Source organism: Nisaea acidiphila (assembly GCF_024662015.1).
GTDB classification, from domain to species: Bacteria; Pseudomonadota; Alphaproteobacteria; order Thalassobaculales; family Thalassobaculaceae; genus Nisaea; species Nisaea acidiphila.
In genome coordinates this window covers 4325517-4342354 of record NZ_CP102480.1, presented here as the reverse complement: position 1 = coordinate 4342354, position 16838 = coordinate 4325517, and the positions used below count along the sequence as shown (strand labels likewise).

Here is a 16838-nt window from a genome sequence, read left to right as displayed (position 1 = left end):
TTCGAAATATGACATCGGGCGCGTCTGGCGACAAACGCCCGATTGTCACCGGAACAATTCACGCGGGCGGACTACCAATGGGCGTGCCGCGCCCCTTGGCGGACCGGCTCCCGCTCAAGCGAGAGATGGAAGGACGCGGCAATGTCGACGCCGAAATATGCCGTCATCGACGGCGAGATCGTGGAATGGGACAACGCGACGGTGCATGTCGCCTCGGCCGCCTTCAAGTTCGGCACCACGGTGTTCGAGGGCCTGCGCGCGTACTGGAACGCGAAGGACGAGGATTTTTACCTGTTCCGCATGGCGGAGCACATGGACAGGCTCGATTTCTCCCAGCGTTTCATGCGCTTCGACGGCGCGATTCCGGCGGATCTCGTGACCGAAAAGACGCTGGAGCTGATCCGCGCCAACGGCTTCAGCGGCACCAACCTGCATATCATGACCTCCTGCTATGTCGCCGGCATGGGCGGCCCCGGCGCCTGCGGACCGGTCGGCCTTGCCATCACCGCGCTGGAGCGGCCGCGCTCGGCCAACGTGCTGAACGGCATCCATGCGCAGGTCAGCTCCTGGATGCGGGTGCCCGACAACGCCATGCCGATGCGCGTGAAATGCAACGCCAACTACAATAACGGCCGCCTCGCCACCGTGCAGGCAACCGCCGACGGCTACGACACCGCGATCTTCCTCAACAGCCGCGGCAAGGTCTCCGAAGGCCCCGGCATGTGCTTCTTCATGGTACGCGGCGGCCAGGTCATCACCCCCGACACCTCGAACGATATCCTCGAAAGCATCACCCGCGACACGGTGCTGCAGCTCGCCCGCGAGGCCGGCTACGAGACCGTCGAGCGGGCCGTCGACCGCAGCGAGCTCGCCGCCGCCGACGAAGCCTTCTTCTGCGGCACCGCCTGGGAAGTTACCCCGATCCTCTCCATCGACCGCCTGCCCCTCGGCAGCGGTGCCGTCGGCCCGGTCACGAAGAAACTGCAGCAGAGCTATATCGATGTCTGCGAGGGCAACGTTCCGGCGCATGGCGAGTGGCGCCTGCCGGTCTACAAGGGCGCGGCCGCGAAAGCGGCGGAGTAACCGCCCTCGCCTTTCGTTCGCCGCGCCGTGACGTCTTGGCGCGGCGGCGAACTTCCTGTAGCTAGAAATGCTTAACGCCCGGCCGGCCCCGTGGCGGAACTGGTAGACGCACGCGACTTAAAATCGCGAGTCTTCGGACGTGAGGGTTCGAGTCCCTCCGGGGCCACCATGCGTTATTCGGAGACACGCTGCAGGACGTAATAGGCCCCGTCGCAGCTCGTCACCAGGACGCCTCCGCCGAAATAATCGAAGCCCTTCCCGTCGAGCCTGCCGCCGCCGAGGCAGAAGAAGATCGCGTCCTCCTCCCGGACGGGCGGACGGTCGCCTTCGGCGCATTTCAGCTCGAGCATCAGTCTCTCGGGATAGAAGTCCGGTGCCTTGCGCAGGCCGGCGGTTGCGAGATCGTTCGAGAACAGGAAGCGTTCACCGAAGAATCCGGCCTCATTGTCGATCAGTTCCGCCTCGTACCGGTCGATGCGGCAACGGTAGCCGAACAGATCCAGATCGGCATTCCCGATCCGAATCCGGCGACCGACGAATTTCCCGACCTCGTCAGGCCCGACGGCACTGATACCCCCATAGTCGATTTCCGCGATTTCCCAGAGCCCCTGTATTTCATCCGGCAGGAACGTGAGAGGCTTGTCAGTTTCAGCCCCGACGGGGGCAGACCAGAATAAGGCCGTCACGAGGGCGAGGCCCGCCCATAAGGGAGGGTCGATGCGGGTTTGCCAGATTCTCATACAAGCATGATAGACGCCCTAACCGGGCTGGAGAAAGGCAGCCCTATTCCGGGTCCGTCTTCCCCTCTTCTTCGTCCTCGTCCAGCAGCTCCAGGATCGCGTCCACCGCCTCTTCCGCGCCGAGCGCCTTGCGGCGGGCGAGCTCGAAGATCTTGCGCATGGTCTGGCGGTAGGTCTTTTCGGCATTCGCCTCCAGCGCGGCGGCCAGATCCTCGTCGGAGAAGCATTCGACGTCCTCGCCGTCGCCGTTATAGACCGTGATGCGGTATTCGATGGTCTCCGGATCGTCCGCGTTCTCCTGCTCGCAGATCATGAGGGCATAGTCGCCGAGGGTCGCCTGGAACCGGCCCTTGGTGGCGGTCTGCTCCCAGTCGACCTTGCCCGCCTCCGTCTGTTCCAGGAGGCGGGTGACCATGTCACCGAGCTTTTCCTTGATCATTGCTTTGCTCCAACGGCGGTGCGGATCTCGACCATCAGGGCGCCGAGATGTTCCGCCTCTTTTGAGAGGACCTTGTTCATCTGGGCGACGTTCACGCTTTGCGCCGTACCGCTGCCCTCGAGGAAGAGTTCGATCGTGTCTGACATGGTGCAGGAGTGCTGGAAGGCGGATTGCAGTCGCCCGATATTCTCGTATTTCCGGATCGACTCGTTCGCCTTCAGGTCGGCCACGATGTTGCGGAATGCGGAATGACGGTCGAGCACGAGCGCCCATTCCCGGAGCCGGTTCAGCCGCTGGATTTCGTCCAGAAGCCGGATCGCATCCGCCAGCCCATCGACGATCTCAATCCCGGTGATTGCCCGGATCGCCCGCTCCGCCGCCTCTTCCGCGCGGGTCGCGGCATCGCGGGAGCGCACGACATTGACGATCGTCACCGCGAAACCGAAGAACGAGATGACGAGGCCGGAAATCGAGGCCCATTCCGCGATGTAATAGTTGTCGATGATGCCGTGTATCTGTTCCAAAACCCGCTAACGCCACTTCGAACTGTTGAGTCCGGTCCGGCCATGCCGGTAATGACAAAACGTCCCGCGGGCGATAAAGTTCCCTTAAGTCAGGCTTGGAAGCCGAAAGGATTTCCCATGGATATCAAGAGCACGCTCGCGTCGCAAAATGTGGCCCGTACGCAGACTCCTCCGGCGAAGCGCACCGACGGGACGCAGGGTGCCGGTCCGGCGCAGGGCGGCCAGGGCGCCTTTTCCGTCGCCCTCAGCAACGCGTCGCGCGCCGCCGCCGAGATCGGCGAAGGTGTGAACGAAGATCTCTCCCGCGAGGACGCGCTGGCACTCGCCGGCTCGATCGCCGAGCAGCTCGCCGCACTTCCCGCCGATACCGGGATCGTCAGCAACCCGGCCCTGCTCGAGGAAGCCGCGCGGCGGAGCTGATCGCGTCCCGCAAGTTCGCCCCAACGGCCGTCATTCCCGCGAAAGCGGGAGCCTGACGATTACAGGGCGGTGTTCGGTTTCCCCTGGGTCCCCACTTACGTGGGGATGACGACCCGGGGAGGAGCCGGCGGAGGAAAAATCAAGGATCGATGAACGAGGGCGCTTTATCGCGCCCTTTTCCTTTTTCTGCGTTCACGCGAAACCCCGATCGACAAAAAGTCGTCATTCCCGCGAAAGCGGGGACCCAGCAATCGTAGGGCTGTGCTCGGGTTCCCTGGGTCCCCACTTGCGTGGGGATGACGACCCGGGGAAAGCGATAGGGAGATGGCCGAACAAGAACAAGGGCGCCTCACGGCGCCCTTTCTCATTGCCGGCAAGCGATGAGGTTCAGACCTCCTTGCCGGCCGCTTTCTTGGCCGCGTCCTCTTCCATGCGGAGACGGACCTCCTCCATGACTTCGCGGGTCAGCTCGGCCTTCTCCTTCTGGGGCAGCATCTCGTACTGCTCGGGCGTGATGCCCTTGTCCTTCAGGATCTGCTCGAAATAGAGCTCCTCCGGCGTCTTCGTCATGTAGGCGAGGAAAGCGGCCGCCGCCGGCGACAGGTTCTCCGGCGCCGTCAGCCCCTGACCCGCGTCAGATTCCTCCTCCAGGATCACGTTGCTGTAGACATCGTTGAAGCTCGGACGGGAAATATCGACCCCGGACAGATCGAGCGACCCCAACTGGCTGTTCTTCAGCAGCGAGCTGTCGCCTGTCTGGGACGGGCCCCGATAGATGATGGCGTCGACCATGCCGTGCCCCTCACTCGGAACCGGCGGATTTTTCCGACCCGGCAATTTGTTCCTCCAGCGCGGCACAATAGATGCCGTTCTTGCCGATCCGGAACTCACGCGAGAAAAGCTCCGAAAGATCGAGCTTTTTCCAACCCTTAGCGCTGGATGCCGGAGTGCCGGCGCCGGTATCGGGTCTCCTGAGGACATTCGTGCCCATAGTCTCGTGCCTCCTGAAAAAGTGGACAAGACCATGGGAAAGCAAGAAGCGCGCCAGAAACCCTTATCAGAAATGCGGCCAGAGCATCCGGGAGACCGCGAGGGTCGCCATCTCCACATAAAGCAGCATGAAGGCGAGCATCACATAGCGGTGCACGTCGCCCGTCACCCGCGATTTCTGCGCCAATGCAGCACGGGTCAGTTCGCCCATATAGGAGCGGATGAAGGCCTGCTTCTTCGCTTCCGAACTCTGCCAGCTCTGAAGCATCAGGAGAGAGCCGACCGTCGCGAAGCTGAAGAGCCAGACGAGATAGAACAGGAAGGCGATAAGGCTGACATCTCCCCAGCGCAGCCAGACACCGACCGCCACCACGCCGATGCAGAGCGCGGAGAAGTAGATCAGCATGTGCCATTGCTGGGACTTGGCGAACCTGATATTCGCCGAGGCGTCGGTATAGAGGGTGATGAACTCGTGCCGGGTCTCGGCGTCGAGTTCGGGCTGGGTTTCGCGCCGGGGCGCCGCGCGGCGCGGTGCGGGCGTTTCGTCCTGCGGTTCCGCGCTGGAGAATTCGTCAGCCATGGGACCGGTCCTCCCTCTGCCATTCACCGGGCAAAGTATGCGCCCGAAAGCATCACGGAATCAACCGACTAGCATCCAGCTCCGGACAGGGTTTCAGCCGCGCCGGCGGATCGCCCTCGCGCACCAGTTCCGGCGCCGCGCCGCGCCGGAGGAGATAGGAGCGCGCGGGCTCGGGCGCGGTCCAGGTCAGCACCGGCGCGACCTCCAGCCGGTCGCCGGAAAACGCGTAGGTGGAGCTCCCCATCACGTGCGCCTTCACACCGGAGAGCGTGCCCAACTTGGGCAGCACTCTCGCGTAGATGCCGTCGTGGAAGACCAGAACCGCCGTGCCGCCGCAACGCGCGGCACCATCCGTCCCGACGAAGCCCCAGACACCTTCCACGCCATCCGCGCGCGCCCCGCCCGCTCCAAGCAGCAGCGCGAGAGCGAGAAGCGGGAGCGCGGCCCGGCGCATGGCTCAGCCCGCGCCTTTTTTCTTGGCCGCGAGAAACGCCTGCATCATCGCCTGCGGCTCGCCCGTCTCGTAAGCGGCGGCGAAAGCCTCTATTCCGGACTCGATCCCGGCCTCAAGCGGCTCCTCCTCCCAGACCTTGAGCAGCTGCTTCTGGATCCGGATCGCCGCCGGCCCCGCCTCGGCGATCTCACGCCCGATCTGGGCCGCGCTATCGAAGAGGGATTCCGGTGTCACCATGCGCTCGACAAAGCCCCAGTCCCGGGCCGTGCGCGCATCGATGGTCGCACCGGTATAGACAAGATAACTCGCCTTGCCCCAGCCGATCAGCCGCGGCAGCAGGGCCGCCTCGATCACCGAGGGAATGCCGACCTTCACTTCCGGCATGCCGAACTTGGCATTGTCGCTGGAGATCCGGATATCACAGGCGGCGGCGATCTCCATACCGGCACCGAGGCAATAGCCGTCAATCGCCGCGATCACCGGCACCCGGCAATCGCGGATCGCCTTCATCAGGCCGTGCAGTCGGGAAATGAAAGCTTCGGCCTTTTCCGCGTCGCAGGCCGCCATCTCGTTGATGTCGGCCCCGCCGATGAAAGCTTTCTTTCCCGCACCGCGCAGCACCAGGGCGCGCAGGCTGTCGTCCTCCTCAAGCTCGGAAATCGCGACCGTCAGCTCGCCGATAGCTTCGGAATTCACGATATTGAGCTTCGCGGCATTATCCCAGGTCAGCGTCACCACGCTCCCGGTGCCGACCTCCCTGCGCTCGGCTTCAACCGGCATTTGCTTCCTTCCCCTCTTCCTCAGGGCGCGCCTCGATCGGCTCGCCGCCTTTTTCCCGGATCATCCGCCGAATCTCGTCCGCGACCTCTTCCAGAACCGGGATATCGGTACCCCGCGCAACCAGCGTCGTGCCAAAATAGCCGGCTCGGAAATAGGGATAGGAACCGATCTCGATCGCGGGATAACGCCCCTGGATCTCGCCCAGCGCCTCGGCGACCACGCCCTCGCCAAGCGTGCAGCTCACGGCGCGCGACTGGACCTTGGTCCCGTGCTTCAGCTTCGGCAACAGCTCCAGCACCATGGCCTGGAAGACACTCGGCACCCCGGCCATGACATGGACGTTTTCGACGATGAAGCCGGGCGCGGTCGAGACCGGGTTGTCGATCAGCGTCGCGCCTTCCGGCGTCTCCGCCATCTTCTTGCGTGCCTCGTTGAACTCGCGCCCGATAGTCGCGTAATGCACGGTCAGGCGCCGCATCGCCTCCGGATGGCGGATCACCGGCAGGCCGAAAGCAGCAGCAACGGAGGCGCAGGTGATGTCGTCATGGGTCGGCCCGATGCCGCCAGAGGTGAAGACGTAGGTGTAACGTTCCGAGAGCGCGCGCAGGGCGTCCACGATCTCCCCCTCTTCGTCGCGCACGACACGGACTTCCGAGAGCCGGATCCCGGCCTCGGTGAGTTTCTCGGCGAGGAAGCCCAGATTCTTGTCCTTGGTGCGTCCGGAGAGGATTTCGTTGCCGATGATGAGGAAGGCGGAAGTGACGGTTTCGTCTGACATGGCGGGCCGGGATTGCTAAGAGGTCTGAGGAACTTAGAGCAAGCGAACCATGAAACAACGGACGCCCCGATGCAACTTCCGACGCCGCTCCACGAAGGCATTCTGATCCAGCGATACAAACGCTTCCTCGCCGACGTGCGGCTCTCCGACGGAACGGAGGTCACTGCCCATTGCCCTAACCCGGGCGGCATGATCGGCCTCAAGGACCCCGGTTCCAAAGTATGGCTATCCAAATCCAACAATCCGAAGCGCAAGCTTGCATATACATTCGAGCTCATCGAAACGGCGGGCGGACTGGTCGGGATCAACACGGGCCATCCGAACGCCATCGTCGAGGAGGCCGTGAAGAACGGAGCGATCCCGGAACTCGCGGGCTATGCCTCGCTCCGGCGCGAAGTGCGCTACGGTGAGAATTCGCGCATCGATCTCTATCTGGAAGATCCGGAAAAAGGCATCTGCTACGCCGAGGTGAAGAACGTGCATCTGAAGCGCGACGACGGCCCAAATCCGGGCGCGGCCGAGTTTCCGGACGCGGTGACCAAGCGCGGCGCGAAGCATCTGGTCGAACTCGGCAACGAGGTGGCGAAAGGCAACCGGGCGGTCATGGTCTATCTCGTACAACGGATGGACTGCGACCGATTCTGCGTCGCGGAAGACATCGATCCCGGATACGCCGAGGCGCTTCGGGCCGCCCGCAAGGCCGGCGTCGAGGCGATCTGCTACGATTGCGAGATCACCACGGAGGCCATCGCAGTGCGCCGCTCCCTTCCCGTCGTCTGGCCGTGAGAGCCGGCCGACAGGCGCGGATTGACTTGACGCCTCCTGCCCCCATCCGCATTTATGGCGGATAGCTGACGATAAACGGCGCGGCTCGAAGCGCGCCTATTGGAACAGAATGCAAGACCCCTCTCTCGCCCAGGACGACCATGCCCGCTCGATCAAGCTGCATGGGCCTCTCGATTTCGACGGCATGCGCAAAGCCGGCAGGCTAGCCGCGGAAACCCTCGACTTCCTGACCCCGCACGTACAACCGGGCGTCACCACCGAGGAGCTCGACCGGCTTTGCCACGAATTCATTCTGGAGCATGGCGCGACGCCCGCACCGCTCGGCTACAAGGGCTTTCCGAAGTCGATCTGCACCTCGATCAACCATGTCGTCTGCCACGGCATTCCGGGGCCGCGGAAGCTGGAGAACGGCGACATCCTGAATATCGACGTCACCGTGATCCTGAACGGCTGGCACGGCGATACGAGCCGGATGTACGGCGTGGGCAAGGTCTCCGTAAAGGCCAAGCGGCTGATGGACATCACCTACGAGAGCCTGATGCGCGGTATCGAGGTGGTGAAGCCGGGGGCGACCCTCGGCGATATCGGCTACGCGATCCAGAAATACGCCGAAGATCAGCGCTGCTCCGTTGTGCGCGACTTCTGCGGCCATGGTCTCGGCCGGACCTTCCATGCCGCGCCGAGCGTGCTGCATTACGGCAACAAGGGCGAAGGCACGCTGCTGCAGGAAGGCATGTTCTTCACCATCGAGCCGATGATCAATGACGGCAAGTACCCGGTGAAGATCCTGCCCGACGGCTGGACCGCGGTGACCCGCGACCGCTCGCTCTCGGCCCAGTTCGAGCATTCCATCGGTGTCACCGCCGACGGCTGCGAGATCTTCACGCTCTCGCCCAAGGGCTATACCAAGCCGCCTTACGAAGACTGATCCCGGAAAACCGCCCCGCTCTTCCCATGGCCTCCCCATCGAGGTTCCATTTGGGGAGGGCGTCTCCGTGCCACGCGACATTCCTAGCCCGGACTACAATGCCGGCCACCGCCGCCGTTTGCGCGACCGTTTCCTGAAAACCGGCCCGGAGCGGGTCGCCGATTACGAGCTGCTGGAGTTGGTGCTGTTCCACTCCCGTCCGCGCGGCGACGTGAAACCGCTCGCCCGGATGCTGCTGGACCGCTTCGGCAGCTTTTCCGAGATCGTTTCCGCGCCGGCGGAGGACCTGATGAAACTGCGCGGCGTCGGAGAGAGCACGGCGACCGCCCTGAAAGCCATCCGCGCCGCCGCGATCCGGCTGATGCAGGAAGAAGTCCGAGAGCGCGCCGTGGTGTCCTCCTGGGACCAGCTCATCGCCTATTGCCGCGCCGCCATGGGCTTCTCCAAGCGCGAGCAGTTCCGCGTCCTCTTCCTCGACAAGAAGAACCGGATCATCGCCGACGAGATCCTGCAGGAAGGTACGGTCGACCACACACCGGTCTACCCGCGGGAAGTCGTCGCCCGCGCGCTCGATCTCGGCGCGACAGCTCTGATCCTGGTGCACAACCATCCGAGCGGGGACACCACGCCGTCCAAGGCCGATATCGACATGACGAACCAGATCCGCCAGGCGGCTTCCGTGCTTGGCATCGTGCTGCACGATCATATCGTCGTCGGCCGCTCCGCCCACACGAGCTTCAAGGCGCGGGGATTGCTCTGATCGAAATAGTTGTGGCAGGGTTACTGACCTGATTGATACCGCTTCAGGCCCCACTCCCTCGCGTAAGCATTCGGATCACACTATGGAACTCCCGCTCATTCTCCTCGCCGCGCTCGTCGCGACCGGCAGTCCCGGCCCCGCCATTCTGGCAATCGCCGGCACCTCCATGACCTCCGGGCGGAAATCCGGGCTCGCCGTCGCATCCGGCGTGACGACCGGCTCCTGGGCCTGGTCGGTCGCGGCGGCCTTCGGACTCGGTGCGGTGATGATGGCCAATGCCTGGTTGTTCGAGGCGATCCGCTATGCCGGCGCAGGATATCTGCTCTATCTCGCGCTGAAATCCGCCCGTTCGGCCCTGCGCCCGGGAGAATTCGAGGTTCCGGGCCGCCCGGCGGCTTCGCTGCGCCGCGCATATGGCAAGGGGCTCGCATTGCACCTCACCAATCCGAAAGCGATCCTGTTCTTCGGTTCGCTCTTCGCGCTCGGCGTGCCGGCCGGATCATCGCCAGAAAAACTGCTGACCATTATTCTCGCGGTCGGCTTCCAGAGCGCGCTGGTATTCCACGGCTATGCCCTGCTCTTCTCGAACCCGCGCCTCGTCCGCGCCTATGGGCGCTTCCGTCGCTGGTTCGAAGCGCTCTTCGCCGTTGCGTTCGGTGCAGCGGGTCTAAGGATCCTGACGGCCCGGGCAGACCTCTAGATGAGAATATGGCGGCCCGACCTAGCGGCTCGCCAAACGCCTCAGGTTCCATAGACTGACGAAAGACATCATCGTCAGGACAAGTGCCAGCAGGAATGCCGGTCGCGGCCCCCCATGCTCAAGCAGGCCACCGAAGAGAACCGGCGCCGCCGCGAAAGCAAGCAGCATGGGAGTCGCCAGCCGCGCCATCATCCGGCCATAGGCCGCCGGGTCGAACAGCTCCAGCGGCATGGTGGAGCGGGCCACGCTCATCACACCGCTGGAAAGCCCGTAGAGCAACACGAAAACCGCGCCGGCTGCCCATCCGTCCCAGAGCGCCAGCATGAGAAAGCCCGCCGACATGAGTGCGGAGGCGTCGAGCGCGGTACGGACGGAAGAGCGGTTGCGCGCGAAAGTGAACTCGAGCGCGCGGGCGGCGACCTGGAAAATGCCGACGGAAGAAGCAAGCGCGACCGCCTCCGCCGTGCCGATACCGGTTGCCCGAAACAGCTCGACGATCACGATGGCAAATCCCCAGGTGACGAAGCCGATCAGCGAAACGGCGACCGCGAGATTGACGAACAGGATCCGGTCACGCCGGGCCGAGGACGCGGCAGTCGCCTCGGCCGTCTTCGCCGCCCCGCCCGCTGCTGGACCGGCGATGCGGCAAACAAGCAGCAGCAACGGAAAACAGATAAAAACATGCAGGCCGGCAAAAACCAGGAAAGTTCCGCGCCAGCCGAACAGATGCTCCAGCACCGCGGTCGCCGGATATCCGACGCTCGCGGCAAGCCCCGAAATCAGCATGACAGCGGCGATCCAGGACCGCGCGGACTTGCCCAGCGCCGCCACCAATACCGTATGCGCCGAGGTCGTCAGCACGGCCGCACCGGCGATACCGATGAGCACCCAACTCGCCCAGTAGACAGGCATCGAACTTGATGTGGCTGTCAGAGCCAGTGCCCCGGCCATGACGAGCGATCCGGCGGCCATCAGACGTGCAGCGCCGGCCGTCTCGTAGAGACGCGGGGCGCCGAGCGAAGCCAGTGCCATGGCCACGAGAAATATACTCGCTCCCGCCATCGCCTCTGTCAGCGTGCCGCCGAAGGCCTCCGAGATCGGCCGGCCGAGCAAGGCCGGAGCGTTATACGTGGTCGCCCAGCCAACGATCTGGGTGACGGAGAGGGTCGAGACCAGAACGATCCGCCGTCCCCATTCCGCCCGGCCGATAGCGGGGGCAACAGCGGCCGCATCGCCGCCGTTCATCGTGGTTGCCGGATGAAGCAGGCCGCAACGACGCCGGCGGCACAGAACAGTGGCAGAACGACGAACGCGGCACCGTATGTCTCCAGCGCATAGACCCGCGCACCGTCGGCCATCCGGCCGTCCCAGCCGAGATCGAGCAGGTAGCCGATGAAGGGCTGCAGCACCGCACCGCTGCCGACCACGAAGCTGTTGATGATTCCGAGCGCGGCGCTGTTGGCCCAGATAGGATTGTGCTCGCGCGCGACGGCAAAACTCAGCACCATGGTCGCGGAGCCGAAGCCCTGCAGCGCCAGCACCGTCTGCAGCATTGGCAGCGGCATTGTCGGGAAGAGGATGACCAGCGAGATCCCCGTCGTCGCCAGCAGGCCGCCCGCGACCATGAAGCGCCGCCGTTTGCCGAGCTTGTCGGAAAGCCAGCCGATCATCGGCGCGCCGATCCCCCAGCCGAAGAACATCACAGAAGCGAGCGCCGCCGCCTCGGGCTTGGCCATGCCCCGCGCCTCGATCAGGAACGGCACGCCCCAGAGACCGCCGAAGGCGAGCATGGAGCCGGTCATGCCGACGCCAAAGATCGCGGCGAGCCAGGTCTGCCGGTTGGAAAGCGCCCGCTTCAGCCCCTCCAGCAGCGGGCGCGCCGGTTCGTCATGTGCTCGCGCCTTGTCGCGCACAGTGAGGAACAGGCATACGGTCAGTATCGCCCCGCCGACCGCCACCGCCCAGTTGGTGTCGCGCCACCCGACCTGCTCTACCGCATAGCCGAACGGCGCCTGCCCCAGGATCCCGCCCAGAACGCCGAAGGCCTGCGCGAGCCCGCCCAGGAGCGCAAATCGCGTCGGGAACCAGATCGCGGCGACCGAGAGCGCGGCGACGAAGCTGCAGGCGCAGCCGAGCCCGATCAGGAAGCGCCCGAGATACGCTATTTCGATGTTCTCCGCGCCGGCGAAGACCATCACGCCGGCGGTGCAGATCGCCGCCGCGCCAGTCGCCAGCCGCCGGGCGCCGAGCCGGTCGATGGCAACGCCGACCGGAATCTGGATGCTGGCATAGACATAGAAATAGACCGCGGAAAGATTCCCGAGAATTGCCCCGCCGACGGCGAATTCCCGCATCAAATCGTCGACCATGACCGAGGGCGAGACCCGCAGCACGAAGGCATAGAGAAAGAAGATCGAGGCGAAGAGCCAGCCCGCCAGCAAGAGCGCCTGCGGCGGCTTCACATGGAGCGGTCTTGTATCAGCATTCACGACGTCGGCTCCGGAGGAACGGGTCCGCTGTCAGTCGCACGGGCCCGCAGGCCGGTCAATCGCCGCCAGAGGCAGGACAGCCGCAATGAATTGTCATCAGTTGCGCCGGGCGACAAAGTGGTTCCGGCAAATCGGCGGAATAGGAACCGGCAATGATCGAGACACGCACCACCACCCACGATGCGGTAGAGGATCCGCGCAACAGGGACATCCGGATCTACGTGAACGGCGAGATCGTGCCCCGGGACGAAGCGAAGGTCTCCGTCTACGACTCCGGCTTTCTGCTCGGCGACGGGATGTGGGAGGGACTCCGCCTCGATCGCGGACATTGGGTCTTCTTCGACGAGCACATGGACCGTCTCTTCGAGAGCTGCAAGGCGGTCTCACTCGATATCGGAATGGACCGTGCCGGCCTGCTAGACGCTCTCAATGCGACCGCGGCCGCCAATGATATGGAAAGCGACGTGCATTGCCGCCTGATGGTGACCCGTGGCCGCAAGGCGAAACCGTTCCAGCACCCCTCCCTCTCCCGTAGCGGGCCGACGGTTGTGATCATTCTGGAGCACTCGAAACCGGCCTCCGGCCTCAGCCAGCAAGGCATCCGGCTCGCCACCGTGCCGCAGGTCCGCGGCCTGCCCCATTCGCAGGATCCGAAACTGAATTCCCACTCCAAACTGAACTGCGTGATCGCCTGCCTGCAGGCCGAACAGGCCGGCGCCGACGAGGGCCTGATGTTGGACCCGCACGGCTTCGTAAATACGACGAACGCCTGCAATTTCTTCATCGTGCGCCGCGGCGAGGTCTGGACCTCGACCGGCGACTACTGCATGAACGGTGTGACGCGGGGCAAGGTGATCCAGCTCTGCCGCGAGAAGAACATCCCCGTCTTCGAGAAAAACTTCTCTCTCCTCGAATGCATGGGGGCGGAAGAAGCCTTTCTGACCGGCTCTTTCGGGGGGCTGACCCCGGTGGCGGAAATCGATGGAAAAGCCGTCGGGAACGGGAATCTGCCGGGCGAAATAACGGTCTCGTTGCAGACCGCCTACAGGACCCTGATAAGTAGCCACATCGAAAAAGGGAATTTTCCCGCTTCGAAAACCAAGCGTTAACGCTTTTCCAACTAATATTGACTCGAATCTGCATAACGCTGTCAGGAACCTGTCCGCTGAACCCCATGATGCGCGCCACGACGGAACAGGACGTCCTTTCGTCTGTCATAGAAAACGTGACTCAGGGTCTGAGTTATTTCGACAAGGACCTGAATCTCGTCACCTGCAACCGGCGCTATCTTGAATTGCTCGGTTTCCCTGCCTGGATGGGGACTCCCGGAACTCCGATGTCCGCCTTCTTCCGGCACAATGCCGAGCGTGGAGAATACGGCTCCGGCGAGATCGACGATCTGGTGCAGGAACGGGTCGAACTCGCCCGGCGAGCCGAGGCGCATAGCTTCGAACGCACACGCCCGGACGGCACGGTTCTTCGTATTCGCGGTATCCCTGTCGCCGGCGGCGGCTTTGTAACAACTTATGACGACATCACCGAACTTCGCTCCTCCCAGAAAGCTCTGGAAAGAACCAACGAGACACTGGACGACCTGATCTGGGAGCGAACGGCCAAGCTGCAGGCGCGAGAGACAGAACTCTCCTCCAAAACAACGGCCCTCGAAACCATTCTCGAAGCGGTGAATTACGGCATCACGCTGTTTGACGACGACCTCATACTGGTCGCGGCGAACCGGCAGGCTTACGAGATGATGCACATCCCGGAAGAGCGCAGGAAGGTCGGCACCTCCTTCGAGAGCTTCATCCGCCTGCTTGCTGAACGCGGCGAGTACGGTGCGGGCGACGTCGAAGAGCAGGTCCGCTCCCGGATCGAACTTGCGCACAAATTCGAACCGCACAGATTTGTGCGCGAGCAGAAAAACGGGAGCATCTACGAAGTCACAGGCCGCCCTGTCGAGGGCGGGTTCGTCACCACCTATGTCGACGTGACGGAACAGAAGCGTTTCGAAGCCTTGTTACAGGCCAACAACGCCGAACTGTCGGCAAAGACCGCAGCGCTGGAAGCAGTCCTGGCGGCGCTCGATCACGGGATCGCGCTTTTCGGAAAAGATCTCCGCCTCGTCGCAGCCAACTCCCAGGCTTTGGACCTGATGAAGGTTCCGCACGAGATGAACGAGCCCGGCCGACACTTCTCGGACTTCCTTCGTTTTCAGGCGGGAATAGGCGAATTCGGACCGGGCGACATCGAAGAGATCGTCGCCGAGCGAACCGCATCCGCCGAACGGCCGGAACCGTTCTTCGACATACGCCACCGTACCGACGGAACCATCGTCGAGGTTTCCCGACGGCCGATCGATATAGGTTTCCTCGCAACGTATCGCGATGTGACCGAGCAGAAGAGATTCGAAGCGCTTCTACAGGCCAACAACGAGGAATTGGCGGCCAAGACGTCGGCCATGGAGACCATTCTCCAGACCGTCGATTACGGCATCTCGCTCTTCGACAAGAACCTGAAGCTGGTGGCCGCGAACCCGCAATCGTTCGAACTGATGGGAATTCCGGAAAGCTACAATTATCCCGGCTGTCATCTCTCGGATTTCCTCCGCCATCAGGCGAAGAACGGAGAGTTCGGCCCCGGCGACATCGAAGAGATCGTCAAAGAGCGAACCGCGGCAGCTTGGCTGAGAGAAGCTTACTGCGCGGTCCGCGAACGCTCGGACGGGCGCGTGATCGAGGTCGTCCGCCGCATGATCGATGACGGCTTCGTCACGACCTATCGCGACGTCACGGAGCAGAAACGTGTCGAAGCCCTGCTGCGGTCGACAAACGAGGAGCTCGAAAAACGAGTCGACGAGAGAACCTCGGAATTGAATGTCCAGTTGCGCGAAACCGAGCGCGCGGAAGCCGAAATGCGCGCCGCAAAGAGCCGCGCCGAACAGGCCGACCGGGCGAAGTCGGATTTCCTCGCCCGCATGAGCCACGAAATCCGCACACCGCTGAACGGGGTGATAGGACTGACGCGTATTCTGGGGGACACGGAACTCTCCGACCGGCAGACCGAGATTGTCGCAAAAGTCATGGCGTCCTCGAATGCGCTGCTGAACATCGTCAACGACGTCCTGGATTTCGCGAAGATCGAGGCCGGACGGCTCGAAATCGAAGAAATTCCCTTCACTCTTGGGGAGATTCTCGACTCCGCCCGCTCGATCGCGGCCTCCCGTGCCGAAGAGAAAGGGTTGCGCTTCGAAATCGATGCGGGCGGGCTGGAGACCCGGCGTTACTTTGGTGATCCCCATCGGATAGGACAGATACTCACCAATTACTGCAGCAACGCCGTGAAGTTCACCGAGACCGGGTTCGTTCGCATCGCCGTCGAGGAGACACCGGCGGGAGGCGCCCGTTCAAGCCTGCATTTAACGGTGACGGATTCCGGAATCGGCATGACGGAAGCCGAAATCTCACGCGTGTTCCAACCCTTCAATCAGGCAGATGCATCCACCACCCGCCAATATGGCGGAACCGGTCTCGGCCTCGCGATCTGCCGGGAACTTGCGGAACGCATGAAGGGACGTGTCTGGGTAGAGAGCGTTCACGGCAAGGGAAGCGCATTCCACGTCGAGCTTCCGCTGGAATCCGCCCCGGCCACCGGAGATACCGGCATCGCATCTCTGGACCAGGACTGGCGCGCCGCCTGCAAGGGGTTGAATGTCCTTCTGGTCGAGGACAATGCGATTAACCGGGAAATCGCCACCGTCCTGCTCGAGGGAGCCGGCATGAACGTGGTCCAGGCCGAGCACGGCAAACAGGCCGTCGACATCATGCTGTCGGACGCGCCACCGAAGATCGACATCGTCCTCATGGACCTGCAGATGCCGGAAATGGACGGGCACGAGGCAACCCGGCACATCCTTGCAGATCCGCGCTACAGCAACCTCAAGGTGATCGCCCTTACCGCACATGCGGTAGCAAAAGAGATCGAGAAAAGCCGCTCCGTCGGCATGTGCGACCACATCATCAAGCCGTTCGAGCCGGACAACCTGTTCCGCCGCCTGGCCCTCAGCTGCCGCTAGACCGTAATATCGAGAATTGATCCTCTGGGCAGATCCGCGCTGATTTCCTCAAGCGGGATCGCGTTCTGACGCTGCCTGCCGTTCTGCTGGTCCGCACGCGGATCGCTGCCGCGCAATTCCTGGGCGAAGCGGCTGGTCGCCGGATCGAGTTCTTCTGCACGCGCGCTTCGGCCGTCAGCCCCGTTCGGCTGCGCCGGAACCTGCCTCTCGCCGGTCGGAACCGGGACCAGAGGAAAGTTGTTTATCGGACCGAGTGCCATGTCCAGCCTTGCTCGCTCAGGCCGGTCTCCAACAGATATTCTGCCGCAAACCGAC

General features: G+C 63.3%; 20 protein-coding genes and 1 tRNA gene. 9 read left to right on the top strand and 12 right to left on the bottom strand.

Annotated features, from left to right (window positions below; all coding sequences use genetic code 11):
- Nucleotides 1-141: 141 nt before the first annotated feature.
- Complete coding sequence (locus tag NUH88_RS20295; protein WP_257768556.1) at nt 142-1083, top strand: branched-chain amino acid transaminase; 942 nt, start codon at nt 142-144, stop codon at nt 1081-1083.
- 84 nt (nt 1084-1167) lie between these two features.
- Nucleotides 1168-1252: transfer RNA gene (locus tag NUH88_RS20290), tRNA-Leu, on the top strand.
- Nucleotides 1253-1256: 4 nt separating this feature from the next.
- Here the strand turns inward: NUH88_RS20290 and NUH88_RS20285 are convergent.
- From NUH88_RS20285 to NUH88_RS20275, 3 genes are all read right to left on the bottom strand, one after another.
- Nucleotides 1257-1769, bottom strand: coding sequence for a hypothetical protein (locus tag NUH88_RS20285; protein WP_257768555.1), 513 nt, complete (start codon nt 1767-1769; stop codon nt 1257-1259).
- 97 nt (nt 1770-1866) lie between these two features.
- Nucleotides 1867-2262: a hypothetical protein gene (locus NUH88_RS20280; protein WP_257768554.1), complete on the bottom strand. Its 396-nt coding sequence runs from the start codon at nt 2260-2262 to the stop codon at nt 1867-1869.
- Nucleotides 2259-2786 (bottom strand): hypothetical protein, encoded by a 528-nt coding sequence (locus NUH88_RS20275; RefSeq protein ID WP_257768553.1) that lies wholly within the window; start codon nt 2784-2786, stop codon nt 2259-2261. The genes NUH88_RS20280 and NUH88_RS20275 overlap by 4 nt, the downstream gene beginning before the upstream one ends.
- A 117-nt stretch (nt 2787-2903) precedes the next feature.
- On the opposite strand from NUH88_RS20275, the gene NUH88_RS20270 reads away from it, so the two are divergent.
- Complete coding sequence (locus tag NUH88_RS20270) at nt 2904-3206, top strand: hypothetical protein (protein ID WP_257768552.1); 303 nt, start codon at nt 2904-2906, stop codon at nt 3204-3206.
- Nucleotides 3207-3593: 387 nt separating this feature from the next.
- On the opposite strand, the gene NUH88_RS20265 is transcribed toward NUH88_RS20270, so the two are convergent.
- From NUH88_RS20265 to NUH88_RS20240, 6 genes are all read right to left on the bottom strand, one after another.
- Nucleotides 3594-3998 (bottom strand): hypothetical protein, encoded by a 405-nt coding sequence (locus NUH88_RS20265; protein WP_257768550.1) that lies wholly within the window; start codon nt 3996-3998, stop codon nt 3594-3596.
- A 10-nt stretch (nt 3999-4008) separates the two neighbouring features.
- Complete coding sequence (locus NUH88_RS20260; protein ID WP_257768548.1) at nt 4009-4197, bottom strand: hypothetical protein; 189 nt, start codon at nt 4195-4197, stop codon at nt 4009-4011.
- A 66-nt stretch (nt 4198-4263) separates the two neighbouring features.
- Complete coding sequence (locus NUH88_RS20255) at nt 4264-4776, bottom strand: hypothetical protein (RefSeq protein ID WP_257768546.1); 513 nt, start codon at nt 4774-4776, stop codon at nt 4264-4266.
- A 52-nt stretch (nt 4777-4828) separates the two neighbouring features.
- Nucleotides 4829-5230 (bottom strand): hypothetical protein, encoded by a 402-nt coding sequence (locus tag NUH88_RS20250; RefSeq protein WP_257768544.1) that lies wholly within the window; start codon nt 5228-5230, stop codon nt 4829-4831.
- Between the two features lie 3 nt (nt 5231-5233).
- Nucleotides 5234-6010, bottom strand: a complete 777-nt coding sequence (locus NUH88_RS20245) for an enoyl-CoA hydratase (RefSeq protein WP_257768543.1) — start codon at nt 6008-6010, stop codon at nt 5234-5236.
- Nucleotides 6000-6788 (bottom strand): competence/damage-inducible protein A, encoded by a 789-nt coding sequence (locus NUH88_RS20240; RefSeq protein WP_257768542.1) that lies wholly within the window; start codon nt 6786-6788, stop codon nt 6000-6002. The genes NUH88_RS20245 and NUH88_RS20240 overlap by 11 nt, the downstream gene beginning before the upstream one ends.
- Nucleotides 6789-6857: 69 nt before the next feature.
- On the opposite strand from NUH88_RS20240, the gene sfsA reads away from it, so the two are divergent.
- From sfsA to NUH88_RS20220, 4 genes are all read left to right on the top strand, one after another.
- Nucleotides 6858-7574 (top strand): DNA/RNA nuclease SfsA, encoded by a 717-nt coding sequence (gene sfsA, locus NUH88_RS20235; protein ID WP_257768540.1) that lies wholly within the window; start codon nt 6858-6860, stop codon nt 7572-7574.
- A gap of 109 nt (nt 7575-7683) precedes the next feature.
- Nucleotides 7684-8502 (top strand): type I methionyl aminopeptidase, encoded by an 819-nt coding sequence (gene map / locus NUH88_RS20230; RefSeq protein ID WP_257768539.1) that lies wholly within the window; start codon nt 7684-7686, stop codon nt 8500-8502.
- A gap of 67 nt (nt 8503-8569) precedes the next feature.
- Nucleotides 8570-9262 (top strand): RadC family protein, encoded by a 693-nt coding sequence (gene radC, locus NUH88_RS20225; protein WP_257768538.1) that lies wholly within the window; start codon nt 8570-8572, stop codon nt 9260-9262.
- Nucleotides 9263-9344: 82 nt separating this feature from the next.
- Nucleotides 9345-9962, top strand: coding sequence for a LysE family translocator (locus tag NUH88_RS20220; RefSeq protein ID WP_257768537.1), 618 nt, complete (start codon nt 9345-9347; stop codon nt 9960-9962).
- Nucleotides 9963-9983: 21 nt separating this feature from the next.
- Here the strand turns inward: NUH88_RS20220 and NUH88_RS20215 are convergent, their stop codons facing one another.
- Entirely contained in the window at nt 9984-11207 is a 1224-nt protein-coding gene (locus NUH88_RS20215) for an MFS transporter (protein ID WP_257768535.1), read from the bottom strand.
- Nucleotides 11204-12451 carry an MFS transporter gene (locus tag NUH88_RS20210; protein ID WP_257768533.1) on the bottom strand — a complete coding sequence of 416 codons (1248 nt, stop codon included), beginning with the start codon at nt 12449-12451 and terminating at the stop codon, nt 11204-11206. The genes NUH88_RS20215 and NUH88_RS20210 overlap by 4 nt, the downstream gene beginning before the upstream one ends.
- Before the next feature lie 152 nt (nt 12452-12603).
- Between NUH88_RS20210 and NUH88_RS20205 the strand changes: the two genes are divergently transcribed.
- Nucleotides 12604-13560, top strand: a complete 957-nt coding sequence (locus NUH88_RS20205) for an aminotransferase class IV (protein WP_257768532.1) — start codon at nt 12604-12606, stop codon at nt 13558-13560.
- A 65-nt stretch (nt 13561-13625) separates the two neighbouring features.
- Nucleotides 13626-16523 (top strand): PAS-domain containing protein, encoded by a 2898-nt coding sequence (locus tag NUH88_RS20200; RefSeq protein ID WP_257768531.1) that lies wholly within the window; start codon nt 13626-13628, stop codon nt 16521-16523.
- Here NUH88_RS20200 and NUH88_RS20195 read toward each other — a convergent pair.
- Nucleotides 16520-16783, bottom strand: a complete 264-nt coding sequence (locus NUH88_RS20195; protein ID WP_257768529.1) for a hypothetical protein — start codon at nt 16781-16783, stop codon at nt 16520-16522. The genes NUH88_RS20200 and NUH88_RS20195 overlap by 4 nt on opposite strands.
- Between the last annotated feature and the right edge of the window lie 55 nt (nt 16784-16838).

Coding starts and splice junctions, on each gene's coding strand:
- NUH88_RS20295 (WP_257768556.1), top strand. CDS start 142: ATGTCGACGCCGAAATATGCCGTCATCGACGGCGAGATCGTGGAATGG.
- NUH88_RS20280 (WP_257768554.1), bottom strand. CDS start 2,262: ATGATCAAGGAAAAGCTCGGTGACATGGTCACCCGCCTCCTGGAACAG.
- NUH88_RS20270 (WP_257768552.1), top strand. CDS start 2,904: ATGGATATCAAGAGCACGCTCGCGTCGCAAAATGTGGCCCGTACGCAG.
- NUH88_RS20265 (WP_257768550.1), bottom strand. CDS start 3,998: ATGGTCGACGCCATCATCTATCGGGGCCCGTCCCAGACAGGCGACAGC.
- NUH88_RS20260 (WP_257768548.1), bottom strand. CDS start 4,197: ATGGGCACGAATGTCCTCAGGAGACCCGATACCGGCGCCGGCACTCCG.
- NUH88_RS20255 (WP_257768546.1), bottom strand. CDS start 4,776: ATGGCTGACGAATTCTCCAGCGCGGAACCGCAGGACGAAACGCCCGCA.
- NUH88_RS20250 (WP_257768544.1), bottom strand. CDS start 5,230: ATGCGCCGGGCCGCGCTCCCGCTTCTCGCTCTCGCGCTGCTGCTTGGA.
- NUH88_RS20245 (WP_257768543.1), bottom strand. CDS start 6,010: ATGCCGGTTGAAGCCGAGCGCAGGGAGGTCGGCACCGGGAGCGTGGTG.
- NUH88_RS20240 (WP_257768542.1), bottom strand. CDS start 6,788: ATGTCAGACGAAACCGTCACTTCCGCCTTCCTCATCATCGGCAACGAA.
- sfsA (WP_257768540.1), top strand. CDS start 6,858: ATGCAACTTCCGACGCCGCTCCACGAAGGCATTCTGATCCAGCGATAC.
- map (WP_257768539.1), top strand. CDS start 7,684: ATGCAAGACCCCTCTCTCGCCCAGGACGACCATGCCCGCTCGATCAAG.
- NUH88_RS20220 (WP_257768537.1), top strand. CDS start 9,345: ATGGAACTCCCGCTCATTCTCCTCGCCGCGCTCGTCGCGACCGGCAGT.
- NUH88_RS20215 (WP_257768535.1), bottom strand. CDS start 11,207: ATGAACGGCGGCGATGCGGCCGCTGTTGCCCCCGCTATCGGCCGGGCG.
- NUH88_RS20205 (WP_257768532.1), top strand. CDS start 12,604: ATGATCGAGACACGCACCACCACCCACGATGCGGTAGAGGATCCGCGC.
- NUH88_RS20200 (WP_257768531.1), top strand. CDS start 13,626: ATGATGCGCGCCACGACGGAACAGGACGTCCTTTCGTCTGTCATAGAA.
- NUH88_RS20195 (WP_257768529.1), bottom strand. CDS start 16,783: ATGGCACTCGGTCCGATAAACAACTTTCCTCTGGTCCCGGTTCCGACC.